Source organism: Beijerinckia indica subsp. indica ATCC 9039 (genome assembly GCF_000019845.1).
GTDB lineage: Bacteria > Pseudomonadota > Alphaproteobacteria > Rhizobiales > Beijerinckiaceae > Beijerinckia > Beijerinckia indica.
The window spans coordinates 3069441-3087513 of record NC_010581.1 but is presented as its reverse complement, the minus strand read 5'-3'; the positions used below and the strand labels follow the sequence as shown (position 1 = coordinate 3087513).

The window sequence follows — 18073 nt, the reverse complement described above, 5'->3', positions numbered from 1 at the left end:
GGCTTGACGCCTATGCGAAGGGTGAAACGCGTTGCTGATTTCACCGAAGGAATACAATTTTTAAGAAAAATTTCAGGGCTTTTGCATCAATAAAGCAAACTAACGGGAAATATCCGGCGCGCACGGAGCTCAGGCAGGGCTCTGCGTGGCGGATGTGATGGCCTGATAATGCGGTGCGATGGGAGATTGGAAATCATGAGCGAATCTGTTGCGAGACGGCGCCCGATGATCGATCTGGAGGAGTTCGAGCGCCGTTTGCGCCAACCCTCCGCCCAGGCTCGCAAGGAAGATGACGCCTTGAGCGCATTGGCTCGTTTGTCCGATGTGGCCGAGGATCCGTTCAAAGCCATGTTCGAGCCGGTGCAGGAGCATGATCAAGCGAGGGGTCCGATGACGGAACGGGGCTGGGAAGCGCCGCAATGGCAGCAGCCGGCCAGGACAGTCGCGGACGCTGAGGCGAATGTGAACCTATCGAGGGGGCGGGCCGATTTCGCCGCCATTCAGGCCGGTTTGCTTGGCTCTCTTCCGCCCGGCATGGAGTTTCCGCAAGGGCAAGGGCAAGCGCCGGGTTTCGCTAGCCCCCACCATCAAGAGGCGACCTACGCCGGCCACGGCTATGCCGCCACGGGAACCAATGAGGCTTTTTACCAGCCCTATCCAGATCAGCAGGGCAACGCCGATCTTTGGCCTTATGACGAGGTCGCTGATTCCGGCGCTCCCGAGGAAGCGGCCTATGGCACGCACGCTTTTGAAGAGCCGCGTTCGCGCAGGCCGCTTTATATCGTGGCCGGTATCCTCCTCGTTGGTCTCGTGGGCATTGGGGCGAGCTTTGTCTACAAGGGCAAGGGATCGGGGCCGCATGAGGTGACAACCATTATGGCGGAGAGCGGCCCGACCAAGATCCAGCCGAGCAGTCCGGCCAATGCGGATAATGTGACGCAGGACGCCTCGATTCTGGACAAATCGGCGCCCTCGACAACTGCGGCCTTGACGGGGCACCAGGAACAGCCCGTCGATTTGAGCCAGGCGCAAATCCGGGATGCCCAGAGTGCACCTTTGGCCAGGCCTGGCGCCGCTGCCGCCAGCGTGCCGGTGCCTGCGGCGCCTCCCATGCCGCATCAGCAGGCGAGCGCCCCGCCGCAACCGGCCCCCCAACAATCGATGAGCATTGCCTCGCTGATCGAACCCAAAAAGGTGAAAACCGTCTCCGTACGGCCGGACGGGACCTTGTTGCCGAATGATACGCCGCCGCAGACGACCGCCTCGTCCGTGCCCGTGCCAGCACCAAGGCCTGCCGCTCCTGCCGCCAAGGCGGCGACACCGAAATCCACAGCGCGCGTGACGCCGAAGGACCCGGTGGCAGAAGCGATCAACGGAACGGCATCTTCCGCATCCACGCCGCTCGGTAGCGCCAATGCCGGAGCCAAGGCCAAACCCGCGCAGCAACTCGCTTCCGCGACGCCTGACACTGCGGCGGCTGCTGGCAATGGTGCTTTCTCGGTACAATTCGCGGCGCCGACGTCGGAACAGGAAGCCCGTGACATTCAGACCAAGCTGGGCCGTCAGTATGCGGCAGCGCTTGGCGGACGTCACACGTCGATCCGCAAGGCTGTCAATGGCGATAAAACGGTCTATCGGGTGCGTGTCGGCGGCCTCTCGCGCGAGGAGGCGACGGGCCTGTGTCAGCAGGTTCAGGGAGCCGGCGGCAATTGTTTCGTCGCCAAGAATTAGTTCAAGTATTAGCACCCGTTCTTATTGTGACACGAAGCATGCCCCTGTCCGGATCTCCGGGCAGGGGCGTCTCTTTTTTCAGCCATTAGCCATGAATCCGAAAAACTGCTAATGTGATTCGCCTGATCGAACGTTTCGTTTCGAGACATTATCGGTGCGCGATCAAGGGAGCGGTGGGCTTGGCACAGGATGAATTCGAGGACGTGCCGGCAGAAGGAGAGGGCACCGCCGCCGGTGTATCCGCCCTCATGGAGACCTCCTTCATCGTCGAGCTTGAAGGGTTCGAGGGGCCGCTCGATCTCCTTCTCGATCTGGCGCGGCGCCAGAAGGTCGATCTGCACAAAATTTCAGTCCTGGCGCTCGTCGAGCAATATCTCGCCTTTATCGAGGAAGCGCGCAGTCTGCGTCTGGAACTCGCTGCCGATTATCTCGTCATGGCGGCGTGGCTTGCATACTTGAAGTCCCGCCTTCTTTTACCCCAGGCCAATGAGAATGAGGAACCGGTAGCGGAGGAAGTCGCGCGTCTTTTGGCGGCGCGTCTTGTCCGGCTCGAAGCCTTGCGCGCCGCTGCCAGTGAACTCGTTGGCCGGCCGCGTCTTGGTCGCGACACGGTTTTGCGCGGCAATCCGGAAAAGATCGAAAAGGTGATGACTCCGCAATGGGAGACGAGCCTCCAGGAATTGCTCGAAATCTATGCGAGCCGTAGGGCGCGCCGCCCATTTCCGCGCAAGCATGAAAAGGGGCCGAGCGTTGTGACCTTGAAGCAGCGCACGGTCTGGTCGCTGACACAGGCGCGCGCGGAACTGGAACGTCTGATTGGCGCGGTGGCGGACTGGAGTCCGCTCGATGCCTATTTACTGCATTATTGCACGACGCCGGAAATGCGGCGCACGGTGCGCGCCTCATCCTTGTCGGCCATGTTGGAAATGGCGCGGGAGGGCTTGGTCGCGCTCCGCCAGGATGAGCCTTTCGCTCCCTTATGGGTCAAGAGCATTGCAGCGGACAAAGGCAAGGCGTCCTGAAGATCGCCTTGCCTCTTTTTGACTCATTGATCTCGATGAACGGAAAAGGAGGTTTCTTGTCGGACATCACAGAGCTTTTGCCCGAAGCGGCGGCGGCGGGCCTCGATGAAGACAAACAGTTAAACCCCGCTTTGATCGAGGCGGTGAGGATTGCGGAGGCCCTGTTGTTTGCGGCGGGCCAGCCCTTGTCGGATAGCGACATTGCGCGGCGCTTACCGAAAACGGTCGAAGTCCGCGACGTCATTGCGTGCTTGCAGGCCGATTATGCCCATCGCGGCGTCCATCTCGTGCAGGCGGGTGGCAAATGGCTGTTTCGCACGGCAACGGATCTTGGGTTCTTGTTGACGGATACCGAGACGGATATCCGGAAATTGTCGCGCGCTGCGCTCGAAACGCTCGCGATCGTTGCTTATCAGCAGCCGATCACGCGCGGTGAAATCGAGGAAACCCGGGGCGTGAGCCTCTCCAAGGGAACGCTCGATGTGCTCATTGAAACCGGTTGGGTCTATCTGCGCGGGCGCAGGCGCAGCCCAGGACGGCCGATGACTTATGGCACGACCGAGGCCTTTTTGCTGGAATTCGGCCTTGCGAGTCTCTCCGATCTTCCCTCTCTCAAGGAATTGAAGAAGACCCTGGTTGCTAAGGGCGCCCTCAAGGGTGCGCGCCAGCGGGATGATGAGGAAGAAGATCTCGTCGAGACGGATGCGCCGGAACAGGATTTCGGCGAACTGCCCTCCGAAGTGATTACGCGCAAGCGGCGTGGTTCCCGCTCAGCGCAGGCGATGGAAAGCAAGGGCGAACCGAGCACTCCCTGAAGAAAACGGTGGCTTGCGAGGGGCAAGCCGCCGTTTTAAAGGGTCAACTCTTTTTCTTGGCGTTGATTTCCGTCCCGCTGAAGTTCGAAAGATCGCCTTCCTTCTGGGCTTGGCGACGCCAGGATTGAGCGATGGCCGGATATTTGATCTCGACGCAGATTTTCGAGACGAGCTGTTGCAAATTGGCGCTCTGGCATTGCGGGCAGGCCGGCACGTCGGAGGAGCGCACCAGAAGCTCGAATTCGCTTCCGCAATCGTTGCAATGATAGGCATAAAGGGGCATCAAGTCCTCGTGGGGCGTTTGAAAAACGGGCTTTGTCCTCGACCGGCGGGTTGGGAAGACGCGTTGAAACGGAATAGCATTTTCATCGCGACCGCGAAAAGCCTGGAATAAGCCGAGCCGAAATCGGCCGGCAAGGCGCGCCGGTCAAGGCTTGCCGATGGTATTTTCAAGAATCGTGCTTAAGTAGCGACCTGGCGAAGGCGACAGGCCGCTCGTAAACGTGCTATCAAGACGTCTATCCATATGAGAGTGTCGTTTTTTGTCGGAATCAGGCGCGACGCTCTAGATTTTTGAAAACGCATCAAATTTACCCAAAAAAGGGTTACCCCCTTTTGGGTTTGATGCTCTAGAGACATTCCTGGGGAATGGAGGTTTTCATGGGCTCTCTCTCGCTCTGGCATTGGATTATCGTCGGTGCCGTCCTGCTGCTTCTGTTCGGCGGCAAGGGCAAGGTTTCTGACATTATGGGCGACGTCGCCAAGGGCATTAAGTCCTTCAAGAAGGGGTTGTCCGAAGACGACGAGAAGCCCGAAGCCGCCCGCCCGGCCGAGCCCGCGCGCAGCCTCGATCATCAGCCTGTCGCGGAGCAGCCGAAAGTTTCTGAGACGCATCGCATAGGCTGATCCATTGGCGGCTCAGGCGGCTGGTGATTGAGCATGACAGGGTAGGCAGGCTTGGTGCTGGCCTTCGCTGCTGATTGTGGCGAAGGCCGAGGTACAGGTTTGTTAAACGGGTTTTACGAGCGGATGACTGCGTTCCATGTTTGATTTCGATCCGGGCAAGCTGATCATCATCGGCATTGTGGCGTTGATCGTCATCGGGCCGAAGGATCTGCCTCGCGTGATGCGGCAAGTGGGCCAGGCGGTTGGCAAGATGCGGCGCATGGCGGCGGATTTCCAGGCGCAATTCATGCAAGCCATGCATGAGGCGGATATGGCCGAGATCCGGGAGAATATGCAAAAGCTCGGCGAAAGCGCCAAGATCGAGGCTAATTTTCAGCCGCTCCAAGATGTCAAGAGCCATCTGACCGGAGCCGTTGCCTCGCTCCCTGCCGCGCCCGTTGCGCCGGAATCCCCGCCATCGCCCGAGCCGACAGAGCCCGTGTCCTTGCCCGCGCCAGAGCCTGTGCCGTCACCGGTTTCCCCGCCGGAAAGCGCAGCCTCCATCTCGCCCGCCCCGCGGGAGTCTTCTTCGGCGTGACGCGGCCGGTGTGATCCGTTCAACGGAACGCAGGTTTCTCGACTATAATTCTCATCGCGCGCCGTCTTTTCGAGCGCGCCCCTTTCAGGCAAGACGAGCAGGGCAAGACGAGTAGGGAATGACAGACGCCGACATCGAGGCCACCAAGGCCCCCTTGATGGATCATCTGATCGAGCTGCGTGCCCGGCTGATCAAGGCCCTGATCGCCTTTCTCGTGATGTTTTTCATCTGTTTTTATTTCGCCAAGGAGATCTACAATCTTCTGGTGCTGCCCTTCGAACGGGTCGCGGGTCCCGACGCAAAATTGATCTATACCGCGCCGCAGGAATATTTCTTCACCCAGATCAAGGTCGCGATTTTCTCGGCGTCTTTTCTATCCTGTCCGGTCATTCTGGCGCAGCTCTATGCCTTTGTCGCGCCGGGCCTCTACAAGCAAGAGCGCCGCGCTTTCGCGCCCTATCTTTTCGCCACGCCCCTCTTTTTCGCGGCGGGTGCGCTTCTCGTCTATTTCGTGGTGATGCCGAATCTGCTCGGCTTCTTCATCGGCATGCAGCAGGCAAAGGAGCCGGGGCGGCCGCAGATTGAATTGCTGCCGCGCGTCAGCGAATATCTTTCGCTCATCATGAGCCTGATCCTGGCCTTTGGCGTCACCTTTCAATTGCCGGTGATCCTGACGCTTCTCGGCCGCGTCGGCATTATCGACTCGACCTTCCTGCGCGAAAAACGCCGCTATGCCATCGTGCTCTGCTTCGTGGTGGCGGCCATCCTGACGCCTCCCGATATCTTTTCCATGTTGGCGCTTGCCGTTCCGGCATTGCTCCTCTACGAACTTTCAATCTTTTCCGTTCGGCTGATCGAGAAGCAGCGTGCCGCGCAAGCGGCTGGCGAGGAAGCGACAGCCAAATTTTGACGATTTGTTTCAAGGCCAAAGTCGTCGTCTTGTCGAGAGACGATGATAGGGCGCTGATGTCTGGATAGCGGCATGTACGACATCAAATGGATACGCGACAATAGCGCCCTGTTTGACCAGGGCCGTGAAAGGCGGGGCCTGCCGAAGCTCTCCGCCGAGCTTTTGGCGCTGGATGACGCGCGCCGCGCCGCTATCGCGGAGTCGCAGGCAGCGCAGGAACGCCGCAACGCCGCCTCCAAGGAAATTGGCGCGGCGATGAAGGCCAAGGACAATGCTCGTGCCGAGGCTCTGAAAGCCGAAATGGCCGAACTCAAAGCCGTGTCCCCGGCCCTTGAGGAGGCCGAGCGTCTGGCGATTGCCGCGCTCGACCGCGCGCTTGCGGAAATTCCCAATCTGCCGCTGGAGGACGTTCCCTTCGGCCGCGACGAAAATGACAATCCTGAATTGCGCGTGGTTGGCGAAAAGCCGGTCTTCTCGTTCGTGCCGAAGGAGCATTTCGATATTGGTGAAGGCTTGGGCCTCATGGATTTCGAGGCCGCGGCCAAATTGTCGGGCGCGCGTTTCGTCGTCAACAAGGGACCTCTTGCGCGTCTCGAACGCGCGCTCGGTCAATTCATGCTGGATCTGCATACGGGTGAGCATGGATATACCGAAGTCAATCCACCTATTCTCGCGCGTGATGATGCTCTGTTCGGTACGGCGCAATTGCCGAAATTAGAAGAAGACATGTTTGCTGCTCACGCTGGACGCGTGCCGCAAGAGGCTGCGGGGGATCTCTATTGGCTGATTCCGACGTCTGAAGTTGTGCTCACCAATCTGGTGCGTGAAACGATCCTTGACGAAAAACAGCTTCCTTTGCGCTTTACTGCCTGCACCCCTTGTTTCCGTGCCGAGGCGGGTTCGGCGGGGCGTGATACGCGCGGCATGATCCGCCAGCACCAATTCACCAAGACGGAACTTGTCTCCATCACCACGCCGGAAGAGGCGCTTGTGGAGCACGAGCGCATGCTCACTTGCGCCGAAGAAGTGCTGAAGCGGCTCGGCCTTGCCTATCGTGTCGTCACCCTTTGCACGGGTGACATGGGTTTTGCCTCGCAAAAGACCTATGACATCGAGGTCTGGCTGCCGGGGCAGGGGCGCTATCGCGAGATTTCTTCCTGCTCCGTCTGCGGCGATTTCCAGGCAAGGCGGATGAATGCACGCTATCGCCCCGAGGGCGGTAAGACGACACGGTTCGTGCATACATTGAACGGGTCCGGTGTCGCCGTGGGGCGTGCCTTGGTGGCCGTGCTCGAGAATTACCAGCGGGAAGATGGCGGTGTGAATGTGCCGAGGGCACTGCTGCCTTACATGGGCGGCATCACCACGATCACCCGTGGATAGGCCGGAGAGAGGCAGGGAACAGGCGCGATGCGGATTCTGATCACCAATGATGATGGCATCAATGCGCCGGGCCTTGCCGTGCTGGAACGGATCGCCAGCGCGCTTTCCGACGATGTCTTTGTCGTCGCGCCGGAAAGCGATCAGTCGGGCGTCGCGCATTCGCTCTCGCTTAGTGATCCCTTGCGTTTGCGCAAGATTTCCGACCGACGTTTCGCCGTTAAGGGCACGCCGACCGATTGCGTGATCATGGGCGTGCGCTCGATTCTCATCGAACAGAAACCCGATCTCGTCCTCTCCGGGGTCAATTGCGGCCAGAATCTCGCTGAGGACGTGATTTATTCGGGCACTGTCGCGGGGGCGATGGAAGGTACGATTTTGGGGATTCCCTCGATCGCCCTGTCGCAATGCTATGAGGCCGGTACGGGTGGGCGCTCTGGTATCGCCTGGGATTGTGCGGAGGTCCATGCGCCCGGCATCATCAAGCATTTGCTGGAAACCGGGATCGATCCTGATGTCGTGATCAATCTCAATTTTCCAGCCTGTCCGGCGAGCGAGGTCACGGGGCTGGCGGTGACCGCGCAAGGCCGCCGTGATGCGACCACGATCAAGATCGATCCGCGCCAGGACGGGCGCGGGCTGCCTTATTATTGGATCGCCTTCGCGCGGGATACGCGCCAGCCGGGTGTCGGCACGGATCTTGAGGCCGTCGCACAAAAGCGGATTGCGCTGACGCCGCTGCGCATCGATCTGACCGATGATCCGACCATGACTCGACTGGCACAAAGCCTGCCCAAAACCTTGCCCAAAGTTGCCGGTTAGCCTCGCATGACGGCAGCAGAGTCTCCCCGGCCTCTTTCTCGCGATGCGTTGCCTATTGCAGAGGCGGAGACCAAAGCCGCATTCCTGCTACGGCTGCGCAGTGGCGGGATCCGCGATCTCGCGCTCCTGCGGGCGCTCGAGATCGTGCCGCGCGAGATTTTCGTGCCGCAACAGTTTGCGGATTTCGCGGGGCGTGATCTCGCCTTGCCGCTCCCTTGCGGCCAGACCATGACCGCGCCCTCGCTGCTCGCCCGGATGATCGCTGCTCTCGATCTTTCCCCCCGTCATCGCGTGCTCGAGATCGGGACCGGCTCCGGTTATGCGACGGCCGTGCTCTCGCATATCGTGCGGGAAGTCGTTTCCTTCGAGCGTTTCCACACGCTCGCCGAGGCTGCACGGATGCGGCTTGCAGCGCTTGCGCGTGATAATATCCTGGCTTTCTGGGGCGATGGTCTCGCTGTGCCAGTGGATATTGGCTCTTTCGACCGGATCATCGTTCACGCGGCCAGCCGCGACATTCCTGCCGGATTACTCGAACGGCTCGCTGATGATGGCCTGCTCCTTTTTGCGCGAGAGATAGCGGACGAAGGTCAAAGCCTGTGGCGAATCGCTCGCGGGCGAGAGTCGAGCCGTTTGGAAGAAGATTACGGTCCTTGCCATTTCCAGCCGTTGCTTCCGGGTGTGGCTCGCTTTCTTTAATTTGCCGAACGCCGAGATTCGTGCCTAAAGGGTTCTCGCCCACCCGACATGCGTGGATTGGCCCCGCAGGGCGCCGTGGGACGCTGCAAAGCTTCGCCTGACTGTGGCTCTTTTGCACGGTTAACGGCGATTAATCTTAATTTTGCGGCCTTTTTTCTGAGAAATCGTTCACCTTAAACGCTCCTTTAACCCACTGCCGCGTTAATGATTGTCACTGACACCGCCTTGTGGGTTGCGTTATGCGTTTTTCCTTTTCGTTGCGTGGATCGCGCGCCGCTACATCATGCTTGGCGCTTCGCCTTGCCCTGACTGGAGCTACGGCGGGCTTGCTCGCCGGTTGCGCCAATTCCGAACGTCTGTCGGATCCTTTCGGCAATCCGTTTCAGAGCAGTGCGAATGGTACTGATTCCACGCCGACGGGAAGTCTCGGATCCTATCAGCAGTCTGCGCCCGTGACGCCAGTCCAGCGCCACGCTTTGGGACAGGCGATCCCGCAGCCGGCTGCACCCCCTGTGCAGACGCGCTCACTGACCGCCGCAACGGTTCCGGTCGCCCCTTCCTTGCCACGTGGCGCGGGCGGCGCCGCGGGCTGGACCATCGAAGGCGGTACCCCGATTGCTGTCAGGCCAGGCGAAAGCGCGTCAGTGCTGGCCCAGCGTTATGGCGTGCCGACCGAGAGCCTGGTGCGAGCCAATGGCTTTGGCTCCGCTGGCGAGATCCAGCCGGGCACGCGCGTTGTCATTCCTGTTTATAACGCGGCGCTGGCGGCATCGAGTGGCGCCCATCTCGTCCAGAATACGGAGCAGGCGGTGAGCCGGACGGCCACGGCCGCCCAAAATCTGCCGACCCGCTTGCCGACGATCCCGAAGCCGACGCCCATCGCCCAGGCCGAACCGGTGAAACTCGTCCGGAACGTGGCACAGAACACGACGAAATCGGTCGTTGCCGAGACCAATGCCGTGAAGGGCGCGGCGCGTGCCAAGCTCGTGCAAGGCCATGCGCAGGAGCAAGCCGTCGTGCAACATGTGCAAACGGCGCAGGCGACGGTCAAATCCCAGGTCAAGCCCGAAGCCATAGCCAAGAATGTGGCGAAAGCCGAGCATCTGGCTAAACCGGAACCCATTGCCAAGGCGGAAGCCACGGTCAAGGCCACGGCAGGCAAACTGGAGCATGCTCAGGTCGAAACGAAAAAGGCCGTGAAAACCGCCGCGCTCGCGCCTGCCCGTGAAGCCAGGATTGCGGAAAGCAAACCGGTGGAAGCACGAGCCGTGGAGCCGAAACAAACGCGCTCCGAAGTGAAACAGGCGGAACCCGTCAAAAGCGCAGAACCCGTCGCTGTCGAGCCAGCCAGGGAAGCCGCGAACGATAGCGCCAATCCAGAATTCCGCTGGCCGGCGCGTGGCCGCATCATCCAATCCTTCAAGCCTGGCGGCAATGATGGCATCAATATAGCGGTGCCCGAAGGCACGGCGGTCAAAGCCGCCGAAGGGGGCGTCGTCGCCTATGCTGGCAGTGAATTGAAGGGCTATGGCAATCTGGTGCTGATCCGTCATCCCAATGGCTTCGTTTCCGCTTATGCGAATAACGGCGATCTCGAGGTCAAACGGGGTGAGACGGTCAAGCGCGGCCAGACGATCGCAAAATCCGGACAGAGCGGCAATGTCAACTCACCGCAATTGCATTTCGAATTACGCAAGGGCGCGACACCGGTTGATCCGACACAATATCTCGCGGGCCTGTGAACGCCCAGAACATCAGACCCAAAAAGGCTCCCACTTTTGGGACCAATCTGATGCGTTTTCAGAATGGTAGAGCATCGGACATAATGCAATTTGCAAGTCCGATGCTCTAAGTCCTCAGAACCATGCGGCAAAACAGCCCCGACAGGAACTATGTTCCGGCCGGGGCATTTTTTATTAGAGCCTGCCTCCAACAAGGATCGCTACAATGGCCAGAAAGCCGAATTTGTCGATTTCGCCGGAAAAGATCGGGTTCATTATTTCCCTGGCGCGGCAATTCGACGCCAAGGATGTACTGACTGATGTGGATTCCGGTTCGAATCCCAGTGATGATGGTGGCGTCGATATTCTCGAAGATCAGGCCAATGACCCGGTCCAGCGGGAATTGATCTCCTTCATCAATGATCTCAACATAGACGAACAGATTGAACTCGTCGCGCTCACTTGGCTCGGGCGAGGCGATGATACGGTGGATGGATGGTCCGGCCTGCGGCGGCTGGCAGCCGATGCCCATAATGAGCGGACAGCAACCTATCTCCTCGGCATCCCTCTCCTCGGAGATTTCCTGGAAGAAGGGGCGACGCAATGCGGCTATAGCGTCGAGGATCTCGAGGAATATGGCGAGGCCTGAAATCGGGGAGGGCCTGAAATCGCGAAGGGGAAGGAGAGTCGTTTCGTAAGGCCCTCGACAAGATCATGGATTTGACCTCAAAGGAAACCATGCATTTTGTCGACGCCCCCTTTTTAAGAGACCTCTCTTTCTGCCTGCGGTTTTATACACGCTTGCCGATTCCCGCTTTGGGCGGCGAAACCGATCCGCATGGCACCGAGAATGGATTTGAGCGGCTGACGCGGGCGGTTCGTGTTCTGCCGCTTGCTGGCGTTCTCATCGGTGGTTTTGGCGCTGCCGTGCTGTTGCTCACATCCTGGATCGGCTTTGGTCCCTGGCTCGCCGGGCCCTTGTCAATTCTCGCACTCATCCTGGCGACCGGGGGGTTGCATGAGGATGGGCTCGCCGATTGCGCGGATGGGTTTGCGGGTGGTTTTTCCGTCGCGCGCAAATTGGAGATCATGCGTGACAGCCGGCTTGGAACCTATGGCGTTCTGGCCCTGATCCTGGCTCTGTGGTTGCGCATTGCTGGTCTTGCGACGATCGGCGAAGGGAGCCTTGTTCTTGCCGCCTTTGTGCTCGTGGCGGCTGCGGCCCTCTCCCGCACAATGGCGCTTTTGCCCTTGTCGATCTTGCCTCCGGCGCGGGCGGATGGTGCGGGTTTCAATGCCGGGCGGCCAAGTCCGGTGATCGTGATTCAGGCTTTTGGTCTTGCCGCCGCCGTTGGTTTGCTGCCACTCGCGGCGGGTGCTTCTCTCTTGAGGGTCCTATTCGCCTTGGCGATTGCGCTGGCAGCAGCCTATGGCCTCACTCGTCTGGCCTATACACAGATTCGAGGGCATACTGGCGATGTGGCCGGGGCGGTCCAACAAATTGTGGAAATTGTCTATTTGCTCTGCTTCGCGGCGGGATAGCTGGGCAGCATCGATCCGAAAAGCGAAGACCACTTTTCGGATCGATCTGATGCGTTCGACTCAGCCTTACAATATCGCTCCTGCGTATGATTTATTCCGCGGTCCAGCCGCCATCGATCGGAATGATTGAACCGGTAATGGAGGCAGCCGCGTCGCTTGCGAGAAACACGGCCAGGGCCGCGACCTGTTCGACGGTCACAAATTCCTTCGTCGGCTGTGCCGCGAGCAAGACATCACGCTTGACGGCCTCTTCGCTGATGCCGCGCGCCTTGGCCTGATCCGGGATCTGCTTCTCGACGAGAGGGGTCCAGACATAGCCCGGGCAGATGGCATTGGCGGTGATGCCGAAGGTTGCGGTTTCGAGCGCCACTGTCTTGGTCAATCCAGCAATGCCATGTTTGGCCGCGACATAGGCCGATTTAAACGGCGAGGCGACCAGCGCATGCGCGGACGCCGTGTTGATGATGCGGCCCCATTTGCGGCTCTTCATGCCGGGAACAGCGGCGTGAATCGTGTGAAAGGCCGAAGACAGATTGATGGCGATAATCTGGTTCCATTTGTCGATCGGAAAGTCCTCGATCGGTGACACGAACTGGATGCCGGCATTATTCACCAGCACATCGACCGAGCCGAAGGTCTTTTCGGCCAGAGCGATCATCTCGGCGATTTCGTCCGCTTTCGTCATATCGGCTGGCGAATAGATAGCCTTGACACCGAATTCGGATTCGATGGCGGCGCGCTCTTTTTCGATCGCGGCGGCATCGCCGAACCCGTTGATGAGGACATTGGCGCCTTCCTTAGCGAAGGCGCGAGCATAGGCGAGGCCGATTCCGCTCGTGGAACCGGTAACGACGGCAGTTTTATCTTTCAGCATGGATCAGCCTTTGGTTCGGTGCATTACGGAGTGCGATAGGGCGCGCTTATTTTTTCAGATAATCATGAACGATTTTGCCGAGGCCGAGCGTCAGATCGCTGAGAATATGAATGGTCGAGATCACCTCGAGCACGGGCAGATCGGCGACCGGGGCAAGCGCATGTGGTGTCAAAGCCAAGGCGCCAGGACCGGTCCATGCCCCTTTTACGGTGACATCGATGAGCGGATATTGGACAATCTCGCAAATACGTGGTGTGCCGTCGGGATTGGGGATGATCTTCAACAGATAATTTGGCGTCTCGAAGGATTTTTTCACGGCCTCGAGATCGGCTGGCTGGTGTTTATATCCCATTGTCGCCGTGGCGATGCGCGTCGGACCATAGTCCAGCGTACCGAGCAGATGATCGCTTTCGCGGGTGAGGCTTGGGCTGGCGAGTTTTTTCGGAAAGCCCCATAATTCGCGGCCGCCCGCCAAGGGGGCTTCGTCGTTCAGATACATGCTATGACTGTAATTCCCCTTGTGGCCATAAAAGGTCACGGGAATGATCTGGCCGCTCTCGGTGTAGTCGCCAAAACCCGTCGAATCCGGCATGCGGATGAACTCATAGCGAACGATCGGTTCGTCGAATTCGAGTGGAGCGGGGATCACCGCCCGCAATTTGTCGGGGTCTGTGCGATAAGTAATGATCAGGAATTCACGATCGACGAAACGATAAGGGCCGCGCGGAAACGCGGGGCTCGTCAATGGCATAGCAAAAGCGTTCGCAAGCACCTCATGCTCTTTCATTGCAAAACCTCATTGTTGAGAGGGAAAGGTTTACTCATACCAAATCTTGATGAGCGAGATTCATCGAGACGTGGCCCCGCGATGACGGGGCGGCGGTTTTCCGCGGAGACTTGATATTAAGCCGTTGATGTAACAATTTTGATAAATATGTATGTGCTACCGTCAGAAGACCATCGATGAAGGAGTGAGTATCTTGGGAAAGAAAGATCGATCGCAATCGATTACGCAAAGTGAAACAAACGCGGAGACGCGATATTCCTCAAACGCGCTGTATCCCATGCCCCGGAAAAGGCGGCTGCTTTTTCCTTGACGCAATCATCCTGATTTACAGTCCGGGGCTTTTTAGCCGACTAAGTCCCTATTTCGGCGTGGTTTTTGTCCAACGGTCTCTTAGCTTCCTCAAGCTGGTTCTTGACCAGTGCGTAGCCTTCCGCCTGGTTGGTCCGGATCGAGACATCGGTAAAATCGTAGTCGCGTGAGGAAGGTTCACCTTTTCGTCCGGCGCGAACGAAGCGCGTGATATCCATTGTGGCTCCATCTCCCATCAATTCGATATAGAGTGGGCGTTGCTTGATTTTAGCCTGGGCCTGCTGATCAACGAGGTCGAGGATATTATTGACCAATTGACGATAGGAATCGATCAATTCGCGCATACGAATATCATTGCGCACGCGCTCAGCGTAGATGATCTCATCGCGTCTTGCTATGACCTCCACCAAATTCGTGGGAAGTGGCCTCTGTCCGGAGAACAGATCGACGATATAGACGCGCTTGCCGTCCGGCCCACAACGCTCCATGACAATGTCGAGCGGAGAATTGCTGACCACTCCACCGTCCCAATAGGCTTGGCCGTTGATTTCGGTCCACGGAAAGCCGGGTGGAAGGCTGCCACTCGCCAAAACATGGTCCGGCGTCATATCATCGACATAGCTGTCGAAAACCTCCAGTTCCGCGGTCACGACATTGACCGCACCGACTAGCAGGCGGACCGGGCTGGTTTTGAGGGCGGAGAAATCGACATATTTGGTGATGAGTTTCCTCATCGGAGCGACATCGTAGAAACTGGTCCAGTCAGTTGGCAGGGGGAGAGGATTGGAAAACGATGGCAGCCAGCGCGGACGGAAGAAATTCGGCACGCCGAACATCAGAATTCCCAATGATGTCGCCGCATTCGTCGTTTTACCGTCCAGCATAAATGCTGATGTTACCCGCAGATCCTTCCAGAAGGATTCCAGGGCCTCGGTGGCATGGCGGGGATTGCTGGCCACGATCGCCCCATTGAGTGCACCGATCGAAATGCCGGCGACAATGTCGGGAAAGATACGCTCTTCCTCCAATGCCTTGACCACGCCGCATTCGAACGCGCCGAGCGCTCCGCCGCCTTGAAGAACGAGCACCGTCTGGGTTGGAATCTGATCAAGGGGGGCTTCGGGGTCGTGAAGCCTGTCTTTGATGTCGTGGAGATTGACGCGGTAGCGGATGAGGCCTTCAACATTGCGCGTCTCCTCGGTCGGACGTCCCACCGAAAAAAGCGCGCGGACCACATCATCCTTCAGGTAAAAGAGGGCCATGGATTTGGTCGTCAGCGAGCCGCGTGCGATCCGCTCGTTAGCCTCTTCGGGCGCGCCCAGCATGCTGAAACTGATTTCACCGATATCACAGAAGAAGTAGGACACCTCATCATAACGCATACGGCGGCCGAGCATATTTCTGGCCGCGAGGCGCCCCTGCTTGATGGCACTGTCCCAATGTTCGATATGGCGGCGTTGCGCAAAGACCGGATCATGAAAACTTGTCACGTCACCGGCGGCGTAGACGTTCTGAACATTCGTTCTGAGTTGATCATCGACGATGACCAGGCCATCATCGAGCGCAATGCCGCTTCCCGCCAGAAAGTCTGTGGCGGGCTCCCCGCCAATACTGACCATCAGCAGATCGCAGGGCAACCGGACACCCGATTGGGTTTCTACCTCCTGGATCTTGCTGGTTCCGTGGATCGCTGTGATGGTGTCACGCAGTAAGATATGCGCGCCGCGCTCCTCGGCGTGGAGTTTGAAATGGTTCGAGATTTTCTCCGACTCGATATGGGGAAGCACGAGATCATGACACTCGATGAGTGTGACATGGAGGCCGAGCTCAAGGAGCGTCATGGCGATTTCCATGCCGAGGAAGCTCGCGCCAAGGACCACGGCATGTTTCGCACCGGAGGCAATCTGCTCTCGGGTTATCACGCACTCGGTCTTGCTTCGCAGGTAATGGACGCCAGGAAGATCCGTGCCTGGAAGGGCGAGGCGCTTTGGCCGTAGGCCGGTTGCGATCAATAATTGCCTATATCGAATTTCATCGCCTGCGGCCGTTCGCACAAGCCCTTGCGCGCAATCGACGGCCGTCACTGCGCGCCCCAAGACGAATTCGATATTCTTCTCTTCGTAAAAATTCCGAGGATGGAGAAGAATCTGTTTTTCGGATGATTGGCCCAGCAAAAATTGTTTGGAGAGGGAGGGGCGGTAATAGGGAAGCAGATCATCGGCCGAGAGTATCATGATCGAGCCGGTAGCACCTTCCAAACGGAGCGTCGCGGCGGCGCTTGCCGCCGCGCCTCCTCCTCCAAGAAGAAGATAATCGATCTCTCTTACCGTCATGAGAAATCCTTTTCACGTTTATCAGCGCCATTTGCAAAGTGCTGTGCCTTTGTGAATGGCGTATAAATCGAAAGTTATCGCTCTATAACCAAGTCCCGGTGAGTGAGACCTTTAAGACTTGGCTCCCACGACAGCGGGGTGATCCTCAAGCCGCTTCATTGACGACGACAGGTCGTAATCAAGGGGCTTGGTATTATTGGCGCGACGGATATTTTCTCTTTAGCCGGTGGCTTGAGATTCTGGACACGAAAGGAGAGTAGAAGAAGTATGAGTTGGTATTGAGGCTATTTTGCGGACTTACACAGTTCGCGACTCGAGGGCTTGTGATCTTTTAGGGATCGCCGAATACCTCGTTCAGGACTTGCATATTATTAATCTACTCACCTTGCCTGTCCTTGATACAAGCACTGCTACAAGGTTGGGGCGGTTTAACGAATTGGCCTGAACTCCACCATTATACGTTCGGCCTATATAAATTGGGGGGAATGACACTCGCCTGGTCCGCCCGCTCCTAACGACTGTTCTCCAGCCGCGATAAGCAAAAAAGATAAGGAGCGGCTCTGGATTGCGAAGGGATTCAAACGGATATCACTCTTTTCCGCGAGCCGATCCATGCGGCGGCAGGGCAAATTCGCGCCCGTTTCATTGCAGGGCTGTCTCAATGAATGGGCTACTGTCGGAACGAATACACAATTTTGTTATTTGCCTGAATGTGTTTTCAAATGCCCGTGTGAAATGTGTGAGCATCGGAAAATGCAAGGAACCCGGCAATGATCTCATTGCCGGGTTCCTTTTTCAGCGATCAAAGATCGAGGATCTCTATTCAAGAAAATCGGGTTGCTCGCGAAGGATGCGTTCCCAAAGGGGGCGAAAGCCGAAGGCGCCTGGATCGACCCCGCGCATTTGCTCCGATGTGTGGCGGGCGACTTCGGGCCTGATCGGCTTGATCGTTCCCGCGGCTTCGGCGAGGAGTTGTGTCTCGCAGGCATTTTCGAGGGCGATATAGCTCGCCACCGCGCTTTCCACGCTTTTGCCGACGGTGAGAATTCCGTGATTTTGGAGAATGGCGGCGCGTTTATCCCCGAGGGCCGCAGCAATGCGCGCACCTTCCGATGTGTCGAGCACAATGCCGGTGAAATCGTCGAACAGCACGTGATTGTCGTAAAAGAAGCAACTGTCTTGACTGATCGGATCGAGCAGACGGCCCAAGGTGGACCAGGCCTTGCCGTAAACGGAATGGGAATGCGCCGCCGAGATAATATCGGGATGCGCTTTGTGAATTTCCGAATGGATCGCGAAACCGGCCTGATTGATCGGACCCTCGCCGACGAGAATATTGCCCCCATGATCGACCTGCACCAGATCGGAGACGCGAATATGCCCAAACCATGGACCAAGCGGGGCGACCCAGAAGCGATCGGTAAATTCGGGATCGCGCGCGGTAATGTGGCCGGCGAGCCCGAGATCATAGCCCTTGAGGGCGAAGATCCGGTACGAGGCCGCCAGCCGGCGTTTGCGATAGAGTCTTTCTTCCTCGAAGGTCGCGCGCGGCGGTTCGGCACGCAACTGGAATTTCTCGTTGCGAATGATCTGATTCATGGGCTGCTTTTCCTCTCGCGGCGAGATGCTAAAATAGATTGGGATC

The 18073-nt window shown here is 58.2% G+C and carries 17 protein-coding genes; 12 read left to right on the top strand and 5 right to left on the bottom strand.

Features of this window, described 5'->3' with window-relative positions:
• Positions 1-195: 195 nt before the first annotated feature.
• The 3 genes from BIND_RS13660 to scpB all read left to right on the top strand — a co-directional run bounded on the left by BIND_RS13660 (position 196) and on the right by scpB (position 3568).
• A complete protein-coding gene (locus BIND_RS13660) occupies positions 196-1731 on the top strand; it encodes an SPOR domain-containing protein (protein ID WP_012385632.1) in 1536 nt (511 codons plus the stop codon).
• Between the two features lie 179 nt (positions 1732-1910).
• Positions 1911-2753 carry a segregation and condensation protein A gene (locus tag BIND_RS13655; RefSeq protein ID WP_012385631.1) on the top strand — a complete coding sequence of 281 codons (843 nt, stop codon included), beginning with the start codon at positions 1911-1913 and terminating at the stop codon, positions 2751-2753.
• A 56-nt stretch (positions 2754-2809) separates the two neighbouring features.
• A complete protein-coding gene (gene scpB / locus BIND_RS13650) occupies positions 2810-3568 on the top strand; it encodes an SMC-Scp complex subunit ScpB (RefSeq protein ID WP_012385630.1) in 759 nt (252 codons plus the stop codon).
• A gap of 43 nt (positions 3569-3611) precedes the next feature.
• Here the strand turns inward: scpB and BIND_RS13645 are convergent, their stop codons facing one another.
• Entirely contained in the window at positions 3612-3851 is a 240-nt protein-coding gene (locus tag BIND_RS13645; protein WP_012385629.1) for an FmdB family zinc ribbon protein, read from the bottom strand.
• 377 nt (positions 3852-4228) lie between these two features.
• Between BIND_RS13645 and BIND_RS13640 the strand changes: the two genes are divergently transcribed.
• The 9 genes from BIND_RS13640 to cobS all read left to right on the top strand — a co-directional run bounded on the left by BIND_RS13640 (position 4229) and on the right by cobS (position 12125).
• Complete coding sequence (locus tag BIND_RS13640) at positions 4229-4474, top strand: twin-arginine translocase TatA/TatE family subunit (protein ID WP_012385628.1); 246 nt, start codon at positions 4229-4231, stop codon at positions 4472-4474.
• Between the two features lie 136 nt (positions 4475-4610).
• Complete coding sequence (gene tatB / locus BIND_RS20215) at positions 4611-5051, top strand: Sec-independent protein translocase protein TatB (RefSeq protein ID WP_012385627.1); 441 nt, start codon at positions 4611-4613, stop codon at positions 5049-5051.
• 118 nt (positions 5052-5169) lie between these two features.
• Positions 5170-5961, top strand: coding sequence for a twin-arginine translocase subunit TatC (gene tatC / locus BIND_RS13630; RefSeq protein WP_012385626.1), 792 nt, complete (start codon positions 5170-5172; stop codon positions 5959-5961).
• Positions 5962-6033: 72 nt separating this feature from the next.
• Positions 6034-7344, top strand: coding sequence for a serine--tRNA ligase (gene serS, locus BIND_RS13625; RefSeq protein ID WP_012385625.1), 1311 nt, complete (start codon positions 6034-6036; stop codon positions 7342-7344).
• A 27-nt stretch (positions 7345-7371) separates the two neighbouring features.
• Positions 7372-8163, top strand: coding sequence for a 5'/3'-nucleotidase SurE (surE, locus tag BIND_RS13620; protein WP_012385624.1), 792 nt, complete (start codon positions 7372-7374; stop codon positions 8161-8163).
• Positions 8164-8169: 6 nt separating this feature from the next.
• Positions 8170-8862 (top strand): protein-L-isoaspartate(D-aspartate) O-methyltransferase, encoded by a 693-nt coding sequence (locus tag BIND_RS13615; protein ID WP_012385623.1) that lies wholly within the window; start codon positions 8170-8172, stop codon positions 8860-8862.
• A 287-nt stretch (positions 8863-9149) separates the two neighbouring features.
• Positions 9150-10604 carry a peptidoglycan DD-metalloendopeptidase family protein gene (locus tag BIND_RS13610; protein ID WP_041778110.1) on the top strand — a complete coding sequence of 485 codons (1455 nt, stop codon included), beginning with the start codon at positions 9150-9152 and terminating at the stop codon, positions 10602-10604.
• A 205-nt stretch (positions 10605-10809) separates the two neighbouring features.
• Positions 10810-11232 carry a DUF3775 domain-containing protein gene (locus BIND_RS13605; protein WP_012385621.1) on the top strand — a complete coding sequence of 141 codons (423 nt, stop codon included), beginning with the start codon at positions 10810-10812 and terminating at the stop codon, positions 11230-11232.
• Between the two features lie 65 nt (positions 11233-11297).
• Positions 11298-12125, top strand: a complete 828-nt coding sequence (gene cobS / locus BIND_RS13600) for an adenosylcobinamide-GDP ribazoletransferase (RefSeq protein ID WP_012385620.1) — start codon at positions 11298-11300, stop codon at positions 12123-12125.
• 91 nt (positions 12126-12216) lie between these two features.
• Here cobS and BIND_RS13595 read toward each other — a convergent pair whose 3' ends face one another.
• The 4 genes from BIND_RS13595 to BIND_RS13580 form a co-directional block, all read right to left on the bottom strand.
• Positions 12217-12999 (bottom strand): 3-hydroxybutyrate dehydrogenase, encoded by a 783-nt coding sequence (locus BIND_RS13595; RefSeq protein ID WP_012385619.1) that lies wholly within the window; start codon positions 12997-12999, stop codon positions 12217-12219.
• Positions 13000-13045: 46 nt separating this feature from the next.
• Complete coding sequence (locus BIND_RS13590; protein WP_012385618.1) at positions 13046-13786, bottom strand: acetoacetate decarboxylase; 741 nt, start codon at positions 13784-13786, stop codon at positions 13046-13048.
• Between the two features lie 350 nt (positions 13787-14136).
• Positions 14137-16428: an FAD-dependent oxidoreductase gene (locus BIND_RS13585; protein WP_012385617.1), complete on the bottom strand. Its 2292-nt coding sequence runs from the start codon at positions 16426-16428 to the stop codon at positions 14137-14139.
• A gap of 819 nt (positions 16429-17247) precedes the next feature.
• Positions 17248-18027 (bottom strand): class II aldolase/adducin family protein, encoded by a 780-nt coding sequence (locus BIND_RS13580; protein WP_012385616.1) that lies wholly within the window; start codon positions 18025-18027, stop codon positions 17248-17250.
• Positions 18028-18073: the final 46 nt, after the last annotated feature.